At 62.7% G+C, this 18,623-nt stretch carries 14 protein-coding genes, 1 tRNA gene and 1 rRNA gene; 5 read left to right on the top strand and 11 right to left on the bottom strand.

Features of this window, described 5'->3' with window-relative positions; all coding sequences use genetic code 11:
• Positions 1 to 28 precede the first annotated feature (28 nt).
• The gene (locus AB5Y95_RS17910; RefSeq protein WP_043170712.1) at positions 29 to 1,144 is read left to right on the top strand and encodes an ABC transporter permease; all 1,116 of its coding nucleotides are present in this window, start codon (positions 29 to 31) and stop codon (positions 1,142 to 1,144) included.
• A gap of 2 nt (positions 1,145 to 1,146) precedes the next feature.
• Positions 1,147 to 2,112 carry an ABC transporter permease gene (locus AB5Y95_RS17905; RefSeq protein ID WP_005307644.1) on the top strand — a complete coding sequence of 322 codons (966 nt, stop codon included), beginning with the start codon at positions 1,147 to 1,149 and terminating at the stop codon, positions 2,110 to 2,112.
• A gap of 62 nt (positions 2,113 to 2,174) precedes the next feature.
• On the opposite strand, the gene AB5Y95_RS17900 is transcribed toward AB5Y95_RS17905, so the two are convergent.
• Positions 2,175 to 3,080, bottom strand: a complete 906-nt coding sequence (locus AB5Y95_RS17900) for a LysR substrate-binding domain-containing protein (RefSeq protein WP_005307641.1) — start codon at positions 3,078 to 3,080, stop codon at positions 2,175 to 2,177.
• A gap of 119 nt (positions 3,081 to 3,199) precedes the next feature.
• Here AB5Y95_RS17900 and AB5Y95_RS17895 point away from each other — a divergent pair, with 119 nt between their 5' ends.
• Together AB5Y95_RS17895 and fghA are read left to right on the top strand one after the other, a co-directional pair.
• Entirely contained in the window at positions 3,200 to 4,327 is a 1,128-nt protein-coding gene (locus AB5Y95_RS17895) for an S-(hydroxymethyl)glutathione dehydrogenase/class III alcohol dehydrogenase (RefSeq protein WP_010635490.1), read from the top strand.
• A gap of 49 nt (positions 4,328 to 4,376) precedes the next feature.
• Positions 4,377 to 5,213, top strand: a complete 837-nt coding sequence (gene fghA / locus AB5Y95_RS17890) for an S-formylglutathione hydrolase (protein ID WP_024943034.1) — start codon at positions 4,377 to 4,379, stop codon at positions 5,211 to 5,213.
• Positions 5,214 to 5,266: 53 nt separating this feature from the next.
• Here fghA and AB5Y95_RS17885 read toward each other — a convergent pair whose 3' ends face one another.
• Positions 5,267 to 5,989 (bottom strand): head GIN domain-containing protein, encoded by a 723-nt coding sequence (locus AB5Y95_RS17885; RefSeq protein WP_368161753.1) that lies wholly within the window; start codon positions 5,987 to 5,989, stop codon positions 5,267 to 5,269.
• A 364-nt stretch (positions 5,990 to 6,353) separates the two neighbouring features.
• Between AB5Y95_RS17885 and ovoA the strand changes: the two genes are divergently transcribed.
• Positions 6,354 to 8,504: a 5-histidylcysteine sulfoxide synthase gene (gene ovoA / locus AB5Y95_RS17880; protein ID WP_368161752.1), complete on the top strand. Its 2,151-nt coding sequence runs from the start codon at positions 6,354 to 6,356 to the stop codon at positions 8,502 to 8,504.
• A gap of 58 nt (positions 8,505 to 8,562) precedes the next feature.
• Here the strand turns inward: ovoA and AB5Y95_RS17875 are convergent, their stop codons facing one another.
• From AB5Y95_RS17875 to AB5Y95_RS17835, 9 genes are all read right to left on the bottom strand, one after another.
• The gene (locus tag AB5Y95_RS17875; protein WP_219326789.1) at positions 8,563 to 9,534 is read right to left on the bottom strand and encodes a bile acid:sodium symporter family protein; all 972 of its coding nucleotides are present in this window, start codon (positions 9,532 to 9,534) and stop codon (positions 8,563 to 8,565) included.
• 210 nt (positions 9,535 to 9,744) lie between these two features.
• Positions 9,745 to 11,181: an amino acid permease gene (locus AB5Y95_RS17870; protein WP_368161751.1), complete on the bottom strand. Its 1,437-nt coding sequence runs from the start codon at positions 11,179 to 11,181 to the stop codon at positions 9,745 to 9,747.
• 165 nt (positions 11,182 to 11,346) lie between these two features.
• Positions 11,347 to 11,685, bottom strand: coding sequence for a tRNA-binding protein (locus AB5Y95_RS17865; protein ID WP_019841071.1), 339 nt, complete (start codon positions 11,683 to 11,685; stop codon positions 11,347 to 11,349).
• A 76-nt stretch (positions 11,686 to 11,761) separates the two neighbouring features.
• Positions 11,762 to 13,207, bottom strand: a complete 1,446-nt coding sequence (locus AB5Y95_RS17860; RefSeq protein WP_368161750.1) for an amino acid permease — start codon at positions 13,205 to 13,207, stop codon at positions 11,762 to 11,764.
• Between the two features lie 101 nt (positions 13,208 to 13,308).
• Positions 13,309 to 13,764: a beta-galactosidase subunit beta gene (locus AB5Y95_RS17855; RefSeq protein ID WP_368161749.1), complete on the bottom strand. Its 456-nt coding sequence runs from the start codon at positions 13,762 to 13,764 to the stop codon at positions 13,309 to 13,311.
• Positions 13,761 to 16,835: a beta-galactosidase subunit alpha gene (ebgA, locus tag AB5Y95_RS17850; RefSeq protein ID WP_368161748.1), complete on the bottom strand. Its 3,075-nt coding sequence runs from the start codon at positions 16,833 to 16,835 to the stop codon at positions 13,761 to 13,763. The genes AB5Y95_RS17855 and ebgA overlap by 4 nt, the downstream gene beginning before the upstream one ends.
• A 321-nt stretch (positions 16,836 to 17,156) precedes the next feature.
• Complete coding sequence (gene ebgR, locus AB5Y95_RS17845; protein ID WP_279700429.1) at positions 17,157 to 18,122, bottom strand: transcriptional regulator EbgR; 966 nt, start codon at positions 18,120 to 18,122, stop codon at positions 17,157 to 17,159.
• Positions 18,123 to 18,276: 154 nt separating this feature from the next.
• A 5S ribosomal RNA gene (gene rrf, locus AB5Y95_RS17840) occupies positions 18,277 to 18,391 on the bottom strand.
• Positions 18,392 to 18,413: 22 nt separating this feature from the next.
• A tRNA-Thr gene (locus AB5Y95_RS17835) sits at positions 18,414 to 18,489 on the bottom strand.
• Positions 18,490 to 18,623: the final 134 nt, after the last annotated feature.

Genomic DNA, 18,623 nt, shown 5'->3' with positions numbered 1-18,623 from the left:
TCGACCAGATTGCCAAGGAGGCTCGCCCATGAGCCAAGCACGTATCCCTGCCTGGATCTCCGTGGGCGTACTGCCCGCGGTCAACATCCTGCTGGCCTTCCTGGTGTCGGCCATCCTGTTCTACTACCTCGACATCAACCCGGTCGATGCCGCCGAGATCATGTGGTACGGCGCCTTCGGCACCGGTGAAGGGGTCGGTTTCACCCTCTACTACGCAACCGGCTTCATCTTTACCGGTCTGTCGGTGGCGGTGGCCTTCCACGCCGGCCTGTTCAACATCGGTGGCGAGGGGCAGGCCTATATCGGCGGCCTCGGCGTCGGTCTGGTCTGTCTGCTGCTGGGTGACTCCCTGCCGTTCGCCCTGCTGCTGCCGCTGGCCATCATCGCCGGCGGCCTGTTCGGCGCGGCCTGGGCCTTCATCCCGGCCTGGCTGCAAGCCAAGCGCGGCAGCCACATCGTCATCACCACCATCATGTTCAACTTCATCGCCGCCTCCCTGATGGCCTACCTGCTGGTCGAGGTGTTCAAGCCGGCGGGCTCCATGGCCACCGAGAGCAAGGTGTTCGCCGAGGCGAGCTGGCTGCCGAAGATGAGCGAACTGGCGGGGGCATTCGGCATGGAGATATCGAACAGCCCGCTCAACATCAGCTTCTTCTGGGCACTGCTCTGCGCGGCCCTGGTGTGGGTCTTCATCTGGCACACCCGCTGGGGCTACGAGATCCGCTCGGTCGGCGCCAGCCAGAGTGCGTCCGCCTATGCCGGCATCTCCTATCCCAAGGTGGTGATCCTGGCCATGGTGATCTCCGGCATGCTGTCGGGCTTCTTCGCCCTCAACGTACTGCAGGGTGAACTGCACCAGATCAAGCTCAACTTCGTGGAAGGCTTCGGCTTCACCGGCATAGCAGTGGCGCTGATGGGGCGCAACCACCCGGTCGGCGTCATCATCGCCAGCCTGCTGTTCGGCTTCCTCTATCAGGGCGGTGCCGAGCTCAGCTTCGAGTTCGGGGTGGACCGCAACATAGTGGTGGTGTTGCAGGGTCTGGTGATCCTGTTCTGTGGCGCCCTTGAGCACATGATGCGTCCGCGCATCGAGCAGCTCTATCTGGCGTTTGCCAACCGCTCTGCGCAAGTCAAGGGGGCCTGATCATGTTTGAAATTCTGATCCTGATGCTGGATGCCACCATCCGCACCGCGCCACCGCTGATCCTGGCGGCCATGGCCGGCATGTTCTGCGAGCGCTCCGGGGTGGTCAACATCGCCCTGGAGGGCAAGCTGCTGGCGGCGGCGTTCGCCAGCGCGGCAGCGGCAGCCGTCTCCGGCTCTGCCTGGATTGGGCTGGGTGCCGGGGTGGGTGTCTCCATCCTGTTCGCCCTGATGCACGGCTTTGCCACCATCACCCACCGCGGTGATCAGGTGGTGAGCGGCATGGCCATCAACATCCTGGCGGCCGGCCTGACCGTCACCCTGGGCCGTTACTGGTTCGATCAGGGCGGTCAGACCCCGGCGCTGTCCGGCGCGGCCCGCTTCGCCCCCATCGACCTGCCCTATGCCAAGGAGCTGTATGACGTGCCTGTCGTTGGCCAGCTCTACAGCGAGCTGCTGAGCGGCCACTCCCTGCTGGAGTACGTGGCGTTCGCCGCCGTGCCGCTGGCCTGGTGGGTGCTGTTCCGTACCCGCTTCGGCCTGCGCCTGCGGGCGGTGGGCGAGGCACCGGCAGCGGTCGATACCGCCGGTATCTCTGTGGTGCGCATGCGCTACACAGCGCTCATCATCGGCGGCCTGCTGGCCGGCATCGGCGGCACCTACCTGGCGGTGGCCCAGACCGCCCAGTTCATCCCCAACATGAGCGCGGGCAAGGGCTTCATGGCGCTGGCGGCACTGGTGTTCGGCAAGTGGCGTCCCTGGAACGCCATGGCGGCCTGCCTGCTGTTCGGCTTCCTCGATGCGGTCGCCATCCGGCTGCAAGGGGTCAGCATCGGCAGTTTCCCGATCCCGGTGCAAGCCATCGAGGCACTGCCCTACATCCTGACGGTGTTCCTGCTGGCCGGCTTCATCGGCAAGGCGGTGGCACCCAAGGCGCTCGGCACCCCCTACGTCAAGGAGCGGGAATAACCCCCTTCATGCCATGCAAAAGGCCCGCACAAGCGGGCCTTTTTTATTGAGCTGAGCTCAGCTCAGCCGACGGGGCGCACCAGCGCGGGTTGGTGGGGATCGCTCAGCCGCTCCGCCAGATAGTCCACCAGCAGCCGCACCTTGGGAGAGAGATGGCGGTTGTGGGGATAGAGGGCCCAGATCCCCTCCGCCGGCGCCCGCAGCTCGGGCAGCAGCTCTATAAGCTCGCCTTGGGCCAGGTGGTCGCTCACGTAGTAGTCCGGCAGCTGGATGATGCCGATCCCCTTGAGCGCCGCATCCAGCAGGGCGTGGCCGCTGTTGCAGTGCAGCAGGCCGTGCACCCGCACGCTGTGGGGGCGGCCATCCAGGGTGAAGTGCCACTCGTCGCTGTTGCCCACCAGGCAGGTGTGGCGGGTGAGTTCGGAGAGGCTGTTGGGCATGCCGTGGCGGGCGGTATAAGCCGGCGAGGCACACACATAGGGCACCCGCTGCGCCAGCTTGCGCGCCACCAGGCTGGAATCCTTGAGGTGGCCGAGTCGCAGCGCCAGATCGTAGCCCTCGTGCACCAGATCCAGCAGCTGGTTGGTGAGGTTGAGGGTCACCTCCAGCTGGGGAAAGCGCACCATGAAGTCGTTCACCAGCGGGGCGATGCGGCTCTCGCCGTAGGAGACCGGGGCCGTGATGCGCAGGGTACCCTGCGGTACCGCCTGATGGCGCCCCACCGCCAGCTCCGCTTCGTAGAGGTTGTCCAGCAGCTGGCGACAGTGGCGATAGTAGATCTCGCCGAGCTCGGTGAGCCGCACCTGGCGTGTGGTGCGCAGCAACAGCTTGGCCTGCAGCCGATCCTCCAGCTGTGCCACCTGCCGGCTGACTTGCGCCACCGACACCCCCAGCTTGCGCGCCGCCGGGGTAAAGCCCCCCTGCTCCGCCACGCTGACAAATTCACAGATCCCTTCCCAGCCGAACATTATTACCTGTCAGTAAAAGTGATTTCAGATTTCGCCTTATTATCACCAAATAAGCGGGAAACTACACTGGATGTCCGAACCCATTCTCCTCACCCTGCTCAACAATAAGGACATCCGTCATGGCACAGGTTCAAAGCATCAAGTGTAAGGCCGCCATCGCCTGGGGCCCGGGCCAGCCCCTCTCCATCGAAGAAGTCGAGGTCATGCCGCCCCAGGCGGGTGAAGTGCGGGTACGCATCGTCGCGACCGGCGTCTGCCACACCGATGCCTTCACCCTCTCCGGTGAAGATCCGGAAGGGGTCTTCCCCTGCATCCTCGGCCATGAGGGGGGCGGCATCGTCGAATCCGTCGGCGAGGGCGTCACCAGCGTCAAGGTGGGGGATCACGTGATCCCGCTCTACACCCCCGAGTGCGGCGAGTGCAAGTTCTGCAAATCCGGCAAGACCAACCTGTGCCAGAAGATCCGCGCCACCCAGGGCAAGGGGCTGATGCCGGACGGTACCACCCGTTTCTCCAAGGATGGCCAGCCCATCTATCACTACATGGGCACCTCCACCTTCAGCGAATACACTGTACTGCCCGAGATCTCCATCGCCAAGGTGGACCCGGCCGCCCCGCTGGAAGAGGTCTGCCTGCTCGGCTGCGGCGTCACCACCGGCATCGGCGCCGTGATGAACACCGCCAAGGTGAAAGAGGGTGAGAGCGTCGCCATCTTCGGGCTGGGCGGCATCGGCCTCTCCGCGGTGATCGGGGCTCGCCTGGCCAAGGCCGGCCGCATCATCGCCATCGACATCAACGAGAGCAAGTTCGAGCTGGCCCGCAAGCTGGGCGCCACCGACTGCATCAACCCGAACGACTATGACAAGCCCATCCAGGAGGTGATCGTCGAGCTCACCGACGGCGGCGTCGACTTCTCGTTTGAATGTATCGGCAACGTCAAGGTGATGCGTGCGGCGCTGGAGTGCTGCCACAAGGGCTGGGGTGAGTCGGTCATCATCGGGGTGGCCGGCGCCGGCCAGGAGATCAGCACCCGTCCGTTCCAACTGGTCACCGGCCGGGTCTGGCGCGGCAGCGCCTTCGGCGGCGTGCGCGGTCGCAGCGAACTGCCGAGCTATGTACAGCGCTACATGCAGGGCGAGTTCAAGCTGGACGACTTCATCACCCACACCATGGGGCTGGAGCAGATCAACGAGGCGTTCGATCTGATGCACGAAGGCAAGAGCATCCGCACCGTCATCCACTACTGAGCATGATCACCCCGCCCGCCACCGTGGGCGGGGTGCAGGAGTTCCCCCGATGAATCTGGACATAATCAGCAGCAACAAGAGCTTCGGCGGCTGGCACAAGCGCTACAGCCACGCCTCCGAGGTGCTGGGTTGCGAGATGCGCTTCGCCATCTATCTGCCGCCCCAGGCCCTCACCGGCCAGAAGGTACCCGTGCTCTACTGGCTCTCCGGCCTCACCTGCACCGATGAAAACTTCATGCAGAAGGCGGGCGCCCAGCGCATCGCCGCCGAGCTCGGCATCGCCCTGGTGGCGCCGGACACCAGCCCCCGCGGCGAAGAGGTGGCGGACGACCCCGGTTACGATCTCGGCATGGGCGCAGGCTTCTACGTCAACGCCACCCAGCACCCCTGGCGCGATCACTACCAGATGTACGACTACGTCACCCGCGAGCTGCCCGAGCTCATCGAGACCCACTTCCCGGTCTCGACGAAACGCGCCATCAGCGGCCACTCCATGGGTGGCCACGGGGCGCTCATCGCCGCCCTGCGCGAGCCCGGTCGCTACCGCTCGGTGTCGGCCTTCAGCCCCATCAGCCACCCGAGTCGCTGCCCCTGGGGCCAGAAGGCGCTCGGCGCCTACCTCGGCAACAACCCCTTGCTGTGGCAGGAGTGGGACGCCTGCCAGCTGCTGCGCAATGAGTCGGTCAAACCACTGCCGACCCTGGTAGACGTGGGGCTGGACGATCCCTTCCTGGCCGAACAGCTGCACATCGATGCCCTGGCCGATGTGGCCGCCGGCAAGGAGTGGCCGCTGGAGCTCAACCGCCACCCCGGTTACGATCACAGCTACTACTTCGTGGCGAGCTTTATCGAGGCGCACCTGCGCTTTCACGCCCGCCACCTCTGATCGAAACAGGCCCGTGACGGGCCTGTTTTCTTCTGGTCGGTGGACAAGACCATTCAGCTGCCCTGCCGGCTCACCTCGCCGGAGCCGGCAATCTCGCTCTGCAGCACGGGATCGCCCCAGTAGCTGACCGAACCCGAGCCGGCGATGCCCACCTTGAGCCGATCCTGCGCCCTGACCTCCACGTCGCCGCTGCCGGCGATATTGACCTCCACCTCGCGCCCCTTGAGCCCGGCCCCCAGCACACCCCCCGAGCCGGCGATGTTGAGTTCGACGGCCCTGGCCGTGCTGTTCCCCAGATCCAGACTGCCCGCTCCCGCGATGTTGCCTTCCAGCCGATCCAGTTCGAGCCCGTCGGCGACTATGTCACCGACCCCGGCCACCGACAGCACCAGCGCCTCCCCCTTGAAGCCGCGCAGCTCGCCGTTGGCAACCCCTGCCAGCGCCAGCTCATGGAGTGCGGGCAGGGTGATGGTGATCTCCAGCGGTTCGGTCGGGTCGAGCCGGTAACCGTCCTTCACCTCGATCTCCAGCTTGTCGCCCCGCTCGCTCAGCACCAGGTAAGGCAGCAGGTTCTCCTGCCCGCGGATGCGCACCCCGCGCGGCTCGCCGGCCACCAGATGGACACTGGCGGGCACCCCGGCCAGCACCCGGGTCACCTGCCGGCCCATCCCGTGCTGCTGCTCGATCAGGGCCCCCGCCCCGCTCACCCGGGTATCATCCAGCCAGCTGCACCCGCTGAGCCCGACCGCCAGCACCGCGCCCATCATCCATTTCATCGCCACTCTCCTCATTGTGTATTGGCCAGTCGCGGCCCCTTGATCAGCATCCATCGCAAAGCCTGTGCCAGTTAATCAACCACATGATTTACAAGAAGATATCCATTTTCACTCCACATGGGTACAGCAAAGAGAGAGTCATTCAGACCATAAACTGGCGAATCTGACCATCCCCGAACGGGCAGGCGGAGGGTTGGCTGGCGAGCCGTTCGCGGGGTCGCTATGCTGACAAGCCGTGGAAGTTTTTGGTTGCCGAGCCGGTCTGTTGAGCCAATAGTGATACTTTGTGCGTACAAAGCTCTCCATTGCGGTAATGCCATTACCACTGTCTTGTCAGTCTTCACTGCCAACAAGGAGTCAGAGCGTGACCCAAGCCACTCTTCTCTATTCCACCGCCACCGGCCTGCCGGAACCGACCCGAACCCCGCTGCTGACTGGCAGCGATCCCGAACAAAAACGCCGCGAGCTGCTCACCTACTTCTGCCAGACCTTCGATCTCTACGACTCGCTGTTCGACTGCCTGGCCGACGAGCGGGCCTGGTTTGACAAGGCGATCCCCCTGCGCCACCCGCTCATCTTCTACTACGGCCACACCGCCGCCTTCTTCATCAACAAGCTGCTGGCGGCACGCCTCATCGAGGGCCGCCTCGACGCCCGCATCGAGGCCATGGTCGCCATCGGGGTGGACGAGATGAGCTGGGACGATCTGGACGAGACCCACTACGACTGGCCCTCCGTCAGCGAGCTGCGCGACTATCGGGGCCGGGTGCGCGCCCTGGTGTGTGATTTCATCGAGCGGATGCCGATCGAGCTGCCCATCCATTGGCAGAGCCCGGCCTGGGTCATCCTGATGGGCATAGAGCACGAGCGCATCCACCTCGAAACCTCCAGCGTGCTGATCCGCCAGCTGCCGCTGGCCTGGGTGCGCAGCCAGCCCCAGTGGCCGGTCTGCCTCGAGGCGCGCCATCGCCGTGACGAGGTGCCCGCCAACAGCCTGCTGCCGGTGGCCGGTGGCCGGGTGCGGCTTGGCAAACAGGACGCCACCTACGGCTGGGACAACGAATATGGCGAGCGCCACATCGAACTGGCCCCCTTCCAGGCCAGCCGCATGCTGGTGAGCAACGCAGAATTTTTCGACTTCGTGCAGGCGGGCGGCTACGAGACCCGTGACTGGTGGGATGACGAAGGCTGGGGCTGGCGCCAGTATGCCGGGGCCCGCATGCCCACCTTCTGGGTCGGCGACCCCCTCGAGCCCGAGCAACTGCAACTGCGACTGATGACAAGGCAGGTTCCTATGCCCTGGGACTGGCCGGCGGAGGTGAACCAGCTGGAGGCCGCCGCCTTCTGCCGCTGGCAGGCGGCCCAGACCGGCCTGCCCATCCAGCTGCCGAGCGAGGCGGAGTGGATGCTGCTGCGCGAACAGCTGGCTGGTGACCAGCCGGACTGGATCGAGGCGCCCGGCAACATCAACCTGGCTCGCTTCGCCTCCTCCTGTCCGGTGGATGCCTGTCCGCAGGGCAGCTTCTTCGATCTGGTGGGCAACGTCTGGCAGTGGACCAGCACCGCCATCGACGGCTTCGAGGGGTTCAAGGTGCACCCCCTCTACGACGACTTCTCCACCCCCACCTTCGACGGCAAACACACCCTGATCAAGGGGGGCAGCTGGATCAGTACCGGCAACGAGGCGCTCAAGTCCTCCCGCTACGCCTTCCGTCGCCACTTCTTCCAGCATGCGGGCTTCCGCTATCTGGTATCCCGCCATCAGGAGCCCGTCATCGTGAATCCCTATGAAACCGACACGCTCGTCGCTCAGTATCTCGACTTCCAGTACGGGCCGAACCACTTCGGGGTCGCCAACTACGCCGAGGCTCTGGCCGGCCTTGCCAGCGAGCTCTGCAGCCGCCATGAGCGCGCGCTCGACATCGGCTGCGCCACCGGCCGCGCCAGCTTCGAGCTGGCGCGCCACTTCGCCCACGTGGACGGGGTCGACTACTCGGCCCGCTTCATCGACGTGGCGCTGGCGCTCGCCAGCCAGGACAGCTTCCGCTACGCGGTGCCGATGGAGGGGGAGCTGGTGGAGTATTGCGAGGCGCGGCTCTCCCGCCATGAGCTCGGCCGCCAGCAGGCCGATCGCGTTCACTTCAGCCAGGGGGATGCCTGCAACCTCAAGCCCAAGTATGCGGACTACGATCTGGTGCTCGCCTCCAACCTCATCGACCGGCTGCGGGAACCTGCCCGCTTCCTGCGGGACATCGCTCCGCGCCTTCGCAGCGGCGGCCTGCTGGTGCTCACCAGCCCCTACACCTGGCTGACCGACTACACCCCAAAAGCCAACTGGCTCGGCGGTGTGCGCGAGAACGGCGAGGCCCTCGGCACCTATCAGTCGTTGCAGCGGCTGCTGGCGGAGGAGTTCGAGGAGCACATGCCCCCGCGGGACGTCCCCTTCGTCATCCGCGAGACCGCCCGCAAGTACCAGCACACGGTGGCCCAGCTCACCGTCTGGCGCAAACGCTGACGAGGCGGCAAACGAAAGAGGGAGGCCCACTGGCCTCCCTCTTTTTTATCCGGGCGTCTTACCCCTGCTGCACCTGGGGTACGGCCTCCTGCTCGCGGTAGCGACGAGCCAGCACGGCGCACACCATCAGCTGGATCTGGTGGAAGATCATCAGCGGCAGCACCATGACCCCGACGCTGGCGGCCGGGAACATGACGTTGGCCATCGGCACCCCGTTGGCTAGGCTCTTCTTCGAGCCGCAGAAGACGATGGTGATCTCGTCCGCCCTGTTGAAGCCGAGGCGGTGGCTGATCCAGACGTTCCAGCCCAGCACCAGTGCCAGCAGAACGCAGCTCAGCAGCACTATACTGGCCAGATCGTACCAGCCTACCTGATGCCAGATCCCCTGCACCACCGCCTCGCTGAAGGCCACATAGACCACCAGCAGGATGGAGCTCTGGTCCAGCTTGCCAATGAGCGGCCGGTGGCTGTCGACCCAGCGACCGATGAGCGGGCGCGACAGGTGGCCCACCACGAACGGCAGCATCAGCTGCACCATGATGGCCTGAATGGAGTGCCAGGTATCGACCCCCTCCCCCTGCACATTGATCATCAGCCCCACCAGTACCGGCGAGAGGAAGATGCCGAGAATGCTGGAGGCCGAGGCGCTGCACACCGCCGCCGACACATTGCCGCCGGCCATCGAGGTGAAGGCGATGGCCGATTGCACGGTGGCAGGCAGGGCGCACAGATACAAGAAACCGAGGTAGATGGCCGGGCTCAGCCAGTGGGGCACCAGCGGCGTGAGCAGCAGCCCCAACAGCGGGAACAGCACGAAGGTGCTGGCCATCACCACCAGGTGCAGCCGCCAGTGGCCGAGGCCCGCCAGCAGGTTCTGGCGCGACAGCTTGGCACCATGCATGAAGAACAAGAGCGCTACCGCCAGCTTGGTCAGCAGACCGAACCAGACGGCTACCTGCCCCTCGCAGGGGAAGAAGGAGGCCAGCGCGACCACCACAATCAGTACAGAGGTAAAGGGATCCAGACGCACGAGCGGTCTCCGGTGAAAGCAGATCCCGTCCCCACGCGGAGCCGGTGATCGGGGACGACAGGAAACACAACAGGAGCTGTGGCACAGCTCCTGTTGAAACGGATCCCCAGCTTACCCCGATAAGCGGGAGGCGCAAAGTTGAGCGCCCCCCTTTATCTGCCGGAAATTAAGCAAACCCGGCTGGCCACCGGATCCGGCCAGCCTTGTGCTTCAGCTCTGTTTGGCCAGCTTGCCGCCGGCTGTGCCGGTTGCCTGCTTGCGGACCTGCCGCTTCTCGAAACGGGAGATCCACCAGTAGGCCAGCGCCGAGAAGACCGCCGTCATGAAGACGTTGATGAAGAAGGCGCGCACCAGATCGACCCCGGCCGGGAAGGCGGAGGCGCTCATGCTCACCACGAAGATGGCGATCAGCACCGACACCACCCCCATCCCGAACTTGCGCGATCCCATGCGGAACTCGCGCGGGGTGTCGTCGTGTTTCCAGCGGAACACGAAGTAGGCCACCATGATGAAGATCGGCGGCAGCATGGCGGTACCGGCGGTGAGGTTGATGGCGGTGTTCATCATCTGCTGCACCGACTCGGAACCGAAGCCGTTGACCACCAGCATCACGAACACGAAGACAAACTGCCACCAGGCGGCGCGCACCGGCACGCCGTGCTCGTTGAGCTGGGTGGTCTTCTCGCCGTAGACCCCCTGCGGGATCTCGGAGAAGTGGATCTTCACCGGCGCCGAGGTCCACATCATCATGGAGCCGAACATGGCGATGAACAGCACCACGCCGACGAAGCGGCCCACCAGCGCCTCGGAGAGCCCGAAGTACTGGGCCATGCCGGTGAAGATCTCCACCATGCCGCCGGCATAGGTGAGACTCTCGCGCGGCACGAACACATTCACCAGCAGGGAACCGACCGCATACATGGCACCGATAACGATACCCGCACTGATGATCACCTTGATGAAGGACTTCTGGCCCCCCTTCACGTCATTGAGGTAGGCCGCCGCCGTCTCGGCACCGCCCGCCGCCTGGAAGATCCAGCACATGATGCCCAGCGTCGCCCAGTTGATGGTGGGAGTCATCGCCTCCAGGGTGATGGGCTGGGCCGGTACATGATCGCCACCGAGGGCCATCAGGGCGCCCAGCACATAGATGGCGAACAGGGCAAACACGCCGTAGGCCACGATCTCGGCAATCTTGCCGAGCCAGCTCGCCCCCTTGGTGGAGATGTGGGTCGCCGCCGCAAACAGCACGATGGAGATGATCGAGGTGACCATGGGCGAGAAGCTGTACTCATAGCCCAGCATGGCGTAGGAGGCGTAGGCGATGACGTTGGGCAGCAATGAGACGAACCAGAACAGGTTCACGAACCAGTAGAGAAACGAGCCCAGATAGGCCATCCGGGTGCCGAGCGGTTTTTTCAGCCAGTCGTACATCCCCGACTCGGAGTTTTTGTTGGCCGAGACGAACTCGGCAATGATGAAAACAAACGGGATGAAGTAGACGATGGTCGCCAGCAGGAAGATGGGGGCGGAACTGAGCCCCAGCTCTATGTTGTTGTTGACGATGTTGCGCACGTTGAACACGGCGGCAAAGGTCATCGACAACAGGGCAAACTTGCCTATGGTGCCGCGTACGGATTCAGACATGGTGTCCTCCAGTGGACTCGCGCTCCCTGCGGGTAACGCTGTGACTCTGTGATATGTTCGGCAAGGGTCTGTCGGCCCCGCGCTTTACTCTCTTGTTATGATCGGGCCACTTGGTGGCCTCGTTGGTGAACAGGTGCAGTCTCCCGCACCGGCTCGCAAAACCACTCAAACGATCGGAGTGCCCGGCGCCATCGGCACCCGCGGCTGCAGCAGCACGCTCTGGCTCTCGTCTTGGGTCTCGGCGCAGAGCAACATGCACTCGGAACGCTCACCGCGCATTCGGGTGGGCTTGAGGTTGGTCAGCACCACCACCTCGCTGCCCATCAGCTCCTCTTCGCGGTAGTGGGGCACCAGACTGGTGACGGTCTGCAGCGGCCGCTCGCCCCCCACGTCGATCTGGACGATGTAGAGTTTGTCGGCCCCGGGGTGGCGCACCACCTCCAGCACCTTGCCCACCTTCATCTCGACCCGCTTGAATTCGGCAAACTCGATCGTCTCGCTCATGCTCTTCTCCTTATCTGGCTCAATGGTTTGCGGGTGGCCAACGGCCACCCGGTCTGATTGGGATTCAATGCAGTGCCTATGGCGCCTGCATGGCGACCTGCGCCGCCGGCTCGGCCTCTTTGGCGCGCGCCTCGGCGCTGAGGGAGGCCTCGTATCTGTTGTATTTCCACCAGGCGAAGCCGAGGAAAATCACGATCCCGCCGACGTTGTAGAAGACGATGGTCATGATGTCGGCGCCGGTCGGGAAGGTGGAGGCGAGGAAGCCCACCGAGAAGATGGCGATCAACACCGATACCACGGCGATGCCGGTAGTGCGCGACCCCATCTTGAAATCCCGCGGCAGGTGGTCGAGCTTCAGACGCAGATTGAGGTAGGCCAGCATGATGAACAGCGGCGGCAGCATGGAAGCGGCAGCGGTCATGTTGATGACGGTGTTCATCAGATCCTGCGCTGTGTTGGAGCCCAGGGTCGGGATCACCATCAGCGGCAGCACTATGAGGTACTGGATCCAGGCTGCACGGGCGGGCACGCCGTTCTCGTTCAGCTCGACGGTTTTCTTGCCAAAGATGCCGGCCGGGATCTCGGAGAAGAAGATCTTCACCGGGGTCGCCGTCCACATCAGCAGGGAGCCGAACATGGCGGTGAAGGAGACCAGCCCGACGAAGCGGTTCATCAGGATCTCCGGCAAACCGAAGTAAGCCGCCAGCCCCTCGAACACCTGTACCGAGCCGCCGGTATATTTCAGGGTGTCGCTGTGGACGAACACGTTGATCAGCAGAGACGCGATGGAGTAGAGCACGCCGATAAAGATCCCGGCGACGATGATCACCTTCACGAATGACTTGGAGCCGCCTTTTACGTCATTGACGTAGACCGCCACCGACTCGGCGCCCCCGGCCGCCATAAAGATCCAGGTAGTGATGCCCAGGAAGGCCCAGCTGAAATCGGGGACCATGGCCTCTACCGTGATGGGGTCGGCTGGTTGCACGCCGCCCACCAGAGCCGCACCCGCCAGCAGGATGTAGGAGAGGGTCAACAGCAGCATCAGGGACGAGGTCACCGAGGTGATGGGGCCGAGCATCTTGGCGCCGTTGGTGGAGACGTAGGTGGCAAAGGCAAACAGCACCATGCTCAAGGCCGTGGTCGCCACCGGGGTGAGAATGTACTCGTAGCCGAGGAAGGCATAGGAGGCGTAGGCGATGACCCGCGGCAGCAAGGAGGTGAAGAAAAAGAGGTTCACGAACCAGTAGGTGTAGGCGGAGATAAAGGCCCAGCGACCGCCGAGGGAGCTCTTCACCCAGGCATACACCCCCGCTTCGGAGTTTTTGTTCAGTGATACGAACTCCGCAATGATCAGGCAAAACGGAATGAAGTAAAAAATGGTGGCCAGAAAGAACATCGGGGCCGAGGCCAGACCGATCTCGATGTTGTTGTTGATGACGTTGTTGAAGCTGAATACCGCCGCGAAGGTGAGCGACAGCAGACCAAACTTGCCTATCGTATTGCGTTTGGAATCAGACATGGTGCATCTCCAGACCTGTAGTTATCTCGCGAAAGGGCGGGGCATGATTTGTAGGGTGAGCCCCGCCCTTCCGGCTTTGTCAGTGCAGAACCGGCGGCTTGTTATTTGTTTTTGAAGTAGCCGCCTTCGACGGTGACCTTGATGATCAGCTTGCGCACCGGCCCGTCGCCGACGAATCGGTAGGCCTCGTCGTTCTCGAAGATCACCACCTGCCCATTGCCGACCTGCTGGCGCTCACGCACCTCACCGGCCAGCCACTCGCGGTCAGTGGTGTCGTCGTAGGCCTGCTCGACCCCCAGCTCCGACTTGGCAGCCCACTCCACCGTCTCTGCCCCTTCCAGGTAGTAGTGAACGTCGAAGTAGCGGCGCTGCCCCTCGAACAGTGAGGTGGCTGGGCTGGCCCCCTCCTGCAAGCGGTAGGTGAGGGAGTCACCGATGGAGTGGCAGATACCTGGCTTGAGGTTCGGCAGGTTGTCGATGGCCTCCACGCAGCGGCCCCACTTCTTGCCCTCCCGGTAGATATTTTTGAACAGGGTCAGGTTGTCCAGGGTGATCATGCGAGGTTCCTCCCGCCGTTGATGGTGAGATCGAGCCCGGCCAGCGCAGCCGGATTGAGGTTGCCACGGGCAATGGGCAGCAGGGTCAGACCGAAGCTGAACGGCTCGAAGCGCACCCGCCAGGAGTCCAGCACCTCGGAGCCCCAGGAGTTGGAACCCAGCCCCAGCACCTTGTGATCCAGATTGAGGGTGAGATAACCACAGGGCTCCAGCTCGTTGATGTGCTGCGCCCCGTGGATATGCTCCCAGCTGTAGGGCCAGACGCTCAGGTTGATGGGGGCATCGGGCCGCACGTAGAGACCGGCGCCGTGACGGTTGGTCAGGGTCGCCCAGCGCACCTGCTGGCGGTTGCCGTTGTCCTGCGGGAAAGGGTAGTGCTCCCACATCTCGCCCACTGTGCTCTGGAAGCTGTCGATCCAGTTGCTCTGGCGGCTGTCCTGATAGTTTTCGCCCGGCCCCATGCCGTAGTAGTGCACCCGGTCGAGATCCTGACGAATACCCAGCTCGAAACCGATCTTGGGAATGATGTCGTCATAGCCGCCGTAGGGCTCGCCGGACAGCGCCACGTGCAGCTGGCCGTTCGGGCTCAGGGTGTAGACGTAGCGGCAGCGCATGCCGAAGTCGAACACCGGCGGCGCGATCAGGCTCTCCACCGTCACCTCGACCGCCTCACCCAGCTGACGCCAGCTCAGAGTGCGGAAGTGCTCCTGCATGATCTGCAGGTGATTCGGGTGCCACAGGCTCTCGTACTCCTGCTTGTGGTTGTCGATCATCGGCTTGAAGAAGGTGAGGCGCGGCGAGCGCTCAATCAGCTCGATACCATCCTGCTGCCAGCTCACCAGCTTGCCGTCGAGGCGCGAGAAGCGCAGGGCAAAGCCGCTACCGCTCAAAGTCAGCGCGAGGCGTTCATCGGCGATCTGCAATGGGGTGGCGTTGGGATTGGCAAAGGGTTGCAGCTGGCGAGTCGACTCTTTCAGCTGGAACTGGTACTGGCCCAGCTCATGCTCTGCCGCACTGTAGCGAGTGGCGGTGGCCTTGATGACTCGCAGCTGGACGAAGGTTTCCCGCTCGTCGAGGGTCGGCAGTGCCAGTTGCAACTCTGTGGTGGCGCCGGGGGCAATACCTTCCACCCGCAGCTGCTGGCTCGCCAGCAGTTCGCCTTCCGCCTTCACCTCGACCAACAGGCGGATGTCGTCCAGATTGGAGAACCAGTAGCGGTTTTCCAGCTCAAGCATGCCGCTCGCCAGATCCAGCGCGCGCACCTTGACCGGGCAGAGCACCTGCTTGTATTCGCGCAGGCCCGGCCCCGGGGTCTGATCCGGGTAGATGAGGCCATCCATGCAGAAGTTGTAGTTGTTGGGGTAGTCGCCGTAGTCGCCGCCGTACTTGTAGACCGGGCGCCCCTGCTCGTCCTGATCCAGGATGCCGTGATCGCACCACTCCCAGATGTAGTGACCCTGGATATGGGGATGACGGTCAAACACCTGCTGGTATTCGCTGAGGCCACCCGGGCCGTTGCCCATGGCGTGGGCGTATTCACAGAGGATGCGCGGCTTGGTCATAGGGAACTCGCCGAAGCAGTTCATCTGGGAGACGCGCGAGTACATGGTGCTCACCACATCCACCACCTCGGCATCGCGATCCTCTTCGTAGTGCACCAGCCGGGTCGGGTCGATCGCCTTGCAGCGCTGGTACATGGCTCTGATGTTGCAGCCGTAGCCGGACTCGTTGCCGAGCGACCAGATGATGATGGAGGGGTGGTTCTTCTGGGCGTGCACGTGGCGCTCGATGCGATCCACGAACACCGGCTCCCAGAAGGGGTCATCGGTGATGCGGCTGAGATCGCCGACGTTGGCAAAACCGTGGGTCTCCACGTCGGTCTCCGCCATCACGAACAGACCGTACTGGTCGCACAGCTCGTAGAAGCGAGGATCGTTCGGGTAGTGGGCGGTACGTACCGAGTTGAGGTTGTGCTGCTTCATCAGCACGATATCGCGTTCAACACGATCCATGCCGACCGCACGGCTCTTGAGGTGGTCGTTGTCGTGGCGGTTCACCCCATGCAGCTTGAGGTAGTGACCGTTGACGTAGAAGAGGCCATCCTTGACGGTGATTTCACGCACCCCGACCCGCTGCGGGATCACCTCCAGCAGCTCACCCTGACCGTTGTAGAGGGAGAGTTGCAGCTGATAGAGGTAAGGGTCTTCGGCGCTCCACAGATGGGGGTTGGCCAGATCCAGCGTGAAGCGGCAATCACACTTGCCGTCGATGGCGAGATGGTCGAGCGAGCCGCTGGCGATCTCGCTGCCCTGATCCAGCAGGGACCAGACCAGACGGTGATCACGGGCAGCTGCCCCCAGGTTCTCGAGCTGGATGTCGCAGCTCAGGGTGGCGCTCTGGTTGTCCTCTGCCAGCGCGGTGCGGATGAAGAAGTCCTGTACATGGGTGGCCGGTTTGCCCACCAGATAGACGTCGCGGAAGATCCCCGCCATCCACCACATGTCCTGATCTTCGATATAGGTGGAGTCCGCCCACTGCATCACCCGCACCGACAGCAGGTTTTCGCCGGTGTTGGCGTAGGCACTGATATCAAACTCGGCAGTGAGGCGGCTCCCCTTGCTGAAGCCGACGTAGTGGCCGTTCACATAGACCTCGAAGTAGGTCTCCACCCCGTCAAACTTGATGATCACCTGCTCGCCATCCCAGGCCGGGCTCAGCGTGAAGCTGCGCTGATAGGCGCCGGTGGGGTTGTTGGTCGGCACGAAGGGCACATCGATGGGAAAGGGAAAACCCTCGTCGGTGTACTGCAGCTGACCATGCCCTTCCATCTGCCACATGTTGGGCACGGTGATTTGGCCCCACTCGTTCATGGGGCTGTGATAGAAGGCCTCCGGCACCTGCAGGGGGTGATCGAAGTAGTGGAACTGCCACTGGCCGCCAAGGCTCAGAAAACGGCGGCTCAGCTCGCGCTGCATGGTGGCCGCCAGCCCGTGGTCGGCATAAGAGAAGAAGTAGGCGCGCGGGGCCAGCCTGTTTTCACCAACGAATTGGACGTTTTCCCAGTTATTCACATGTCCTCCCGGAACAAGGCAACGTTAACTGGGTAAACTCTAGATAAACATTTACTAAATATCAGTTTTAGATCGGTAAAGTTTTAACCTGATCACAATGCACAGATGGTTTTGTGAGCGAGATCAGAAGCGGGAGATAAAGGAGGGAAAGGTATGGAGGAGTGGCATGGATGTTGATGATAGTTGGCTGAACTGGAATAAAATCAACTATAAAACAATATGATATGATGAAATGGAATGATATGGGAAAGAGATTTGCTTGGGAGGGGTGTCGCACCACCGCAAGATGATGCGACTAAAAATCAGATGATTTTACTAAAATCATCGCGTAGTACCACGCAGGGTCAACTTGCTCGGTACCAGCACCCGCAGCGGGATATCCCGCTCGTCACGCAGCCGTTCAACCAGCAGATTGACCCCCTGGGAGCCCATCAACTCGGAGTGGATCCGCACCGTGGAGAGCGGCGGAAAGGTGAACTTGGCGGTTGGAATATCGTTGACGCTGATAAGCTCGATCTGCTGGGGAATCGCCAGCCCCTTCTCGTGAATGGCCCGCAGCACGCCGATGGCGATGGAGTCGGAGGCCACGAACAGCGCCTTGGGCCAATCCCCGACCAGCATCTCCTTCGCCAACGTGTAGCCGGAGGCGCTGGAGAAATCCCCGCGATAGAGGTCGCTCTCCTGCACCACACCCAGCCGTTGACCGTAGTCGAGGAAGGCCAGCTCGCGCAGATCCGGGCCATCATCCTGACCGCCGATATAACCGATGCGCTGGTGTCCCTGGGCGATGAAGAAGTCCACTACCTGCTGACTGATCAGCGCCAAATCCACGTCAATCGAGTCAAAGTCCCCCTGAGAACGGCAATCCACGAACACCAACTGGGCAGAGAGGGAGTGGAGCGCGGCGAGACGCTCTGCAGGCAGATGGCCGATGACCAGGATACCGTCGACGGCAGAGAGATCGCGCCCCTCGGCACCGTTGTAGAAGTGGGTCAGCTCGATGTTGAGTCGGGCGCACTGGGTCTCGATGCCATAGCGGATGGCCAGATAATAGGGGTCGTTGACCTCGGTGCTCTGCGGGTAGGCATATACCGCCAGGAAGTGCAGTTTGCTCTTGTGAACCCCCTTGCGGGCACCGCTGGTCTTGTACTCCAGCCGCTCGGCGATCTCAAAGATCTTCTGCTTGGTCTCTTCCTTGACGCTCAGCGTCGGATCTTCATTGAGCACCCTCGACACGGTAGCCTGGGAAACCCCCGCCTCCAGTGCAATTTCCTTCAACGTGGCCATGCATACTCCTCTGGCAATGACGCGCGACAACACCAGACCAAGAGTAACGGGCAACGTGCTGACATCCCAGCATTTTTACTAAAAGAAACCCATCAGAACGGCAAATTTCCAATGCAAAAAGGCCTCCCGAATGGGAGGCCTCTTCTAAATGGGTGCCTGACAGTGTTCTACTCTCGCATGGCGAATGCCACACTACCATCGACGCTACCGCGTTTCACTTCTGAGTTCGGCATGGGATCAGGTGGTTCCACGGCGCTATTGCCGTCAGGCAAAAGCTGTACTACTTGAAAATGGTGCTGATACCCAGAATCGAACTGGGGACCTCATCCTTACCAAGGATGCGCTCTACCGACTGAGCCATATCAGCACACTAACCGGTAAAGACCACGCTCACCGCGTAATCTAAAATTGGGTGCCTGGCAGTGTCCTACTCTCGCATGGCGAATGCCACACTACCATCGGCGCTACAGCGTTTCACTTCTGAGTTCGGCATGGGGTCAG

This window comes from Aeromonas sp. R5-3, from assembly GCF_040908225.1.
Lineage (GTDB): Bacteria > Pseudomonadota > Gammaproteobacteria > Enterobacterales > Aeromonadaceae > Aeromonas > Aeromonas dhakensis.
The sequence above is the reverse complement of the archived record's forward strand: the minus strand, read 5'-3'. Positions and strand labels throughout refer to the sequence as shown.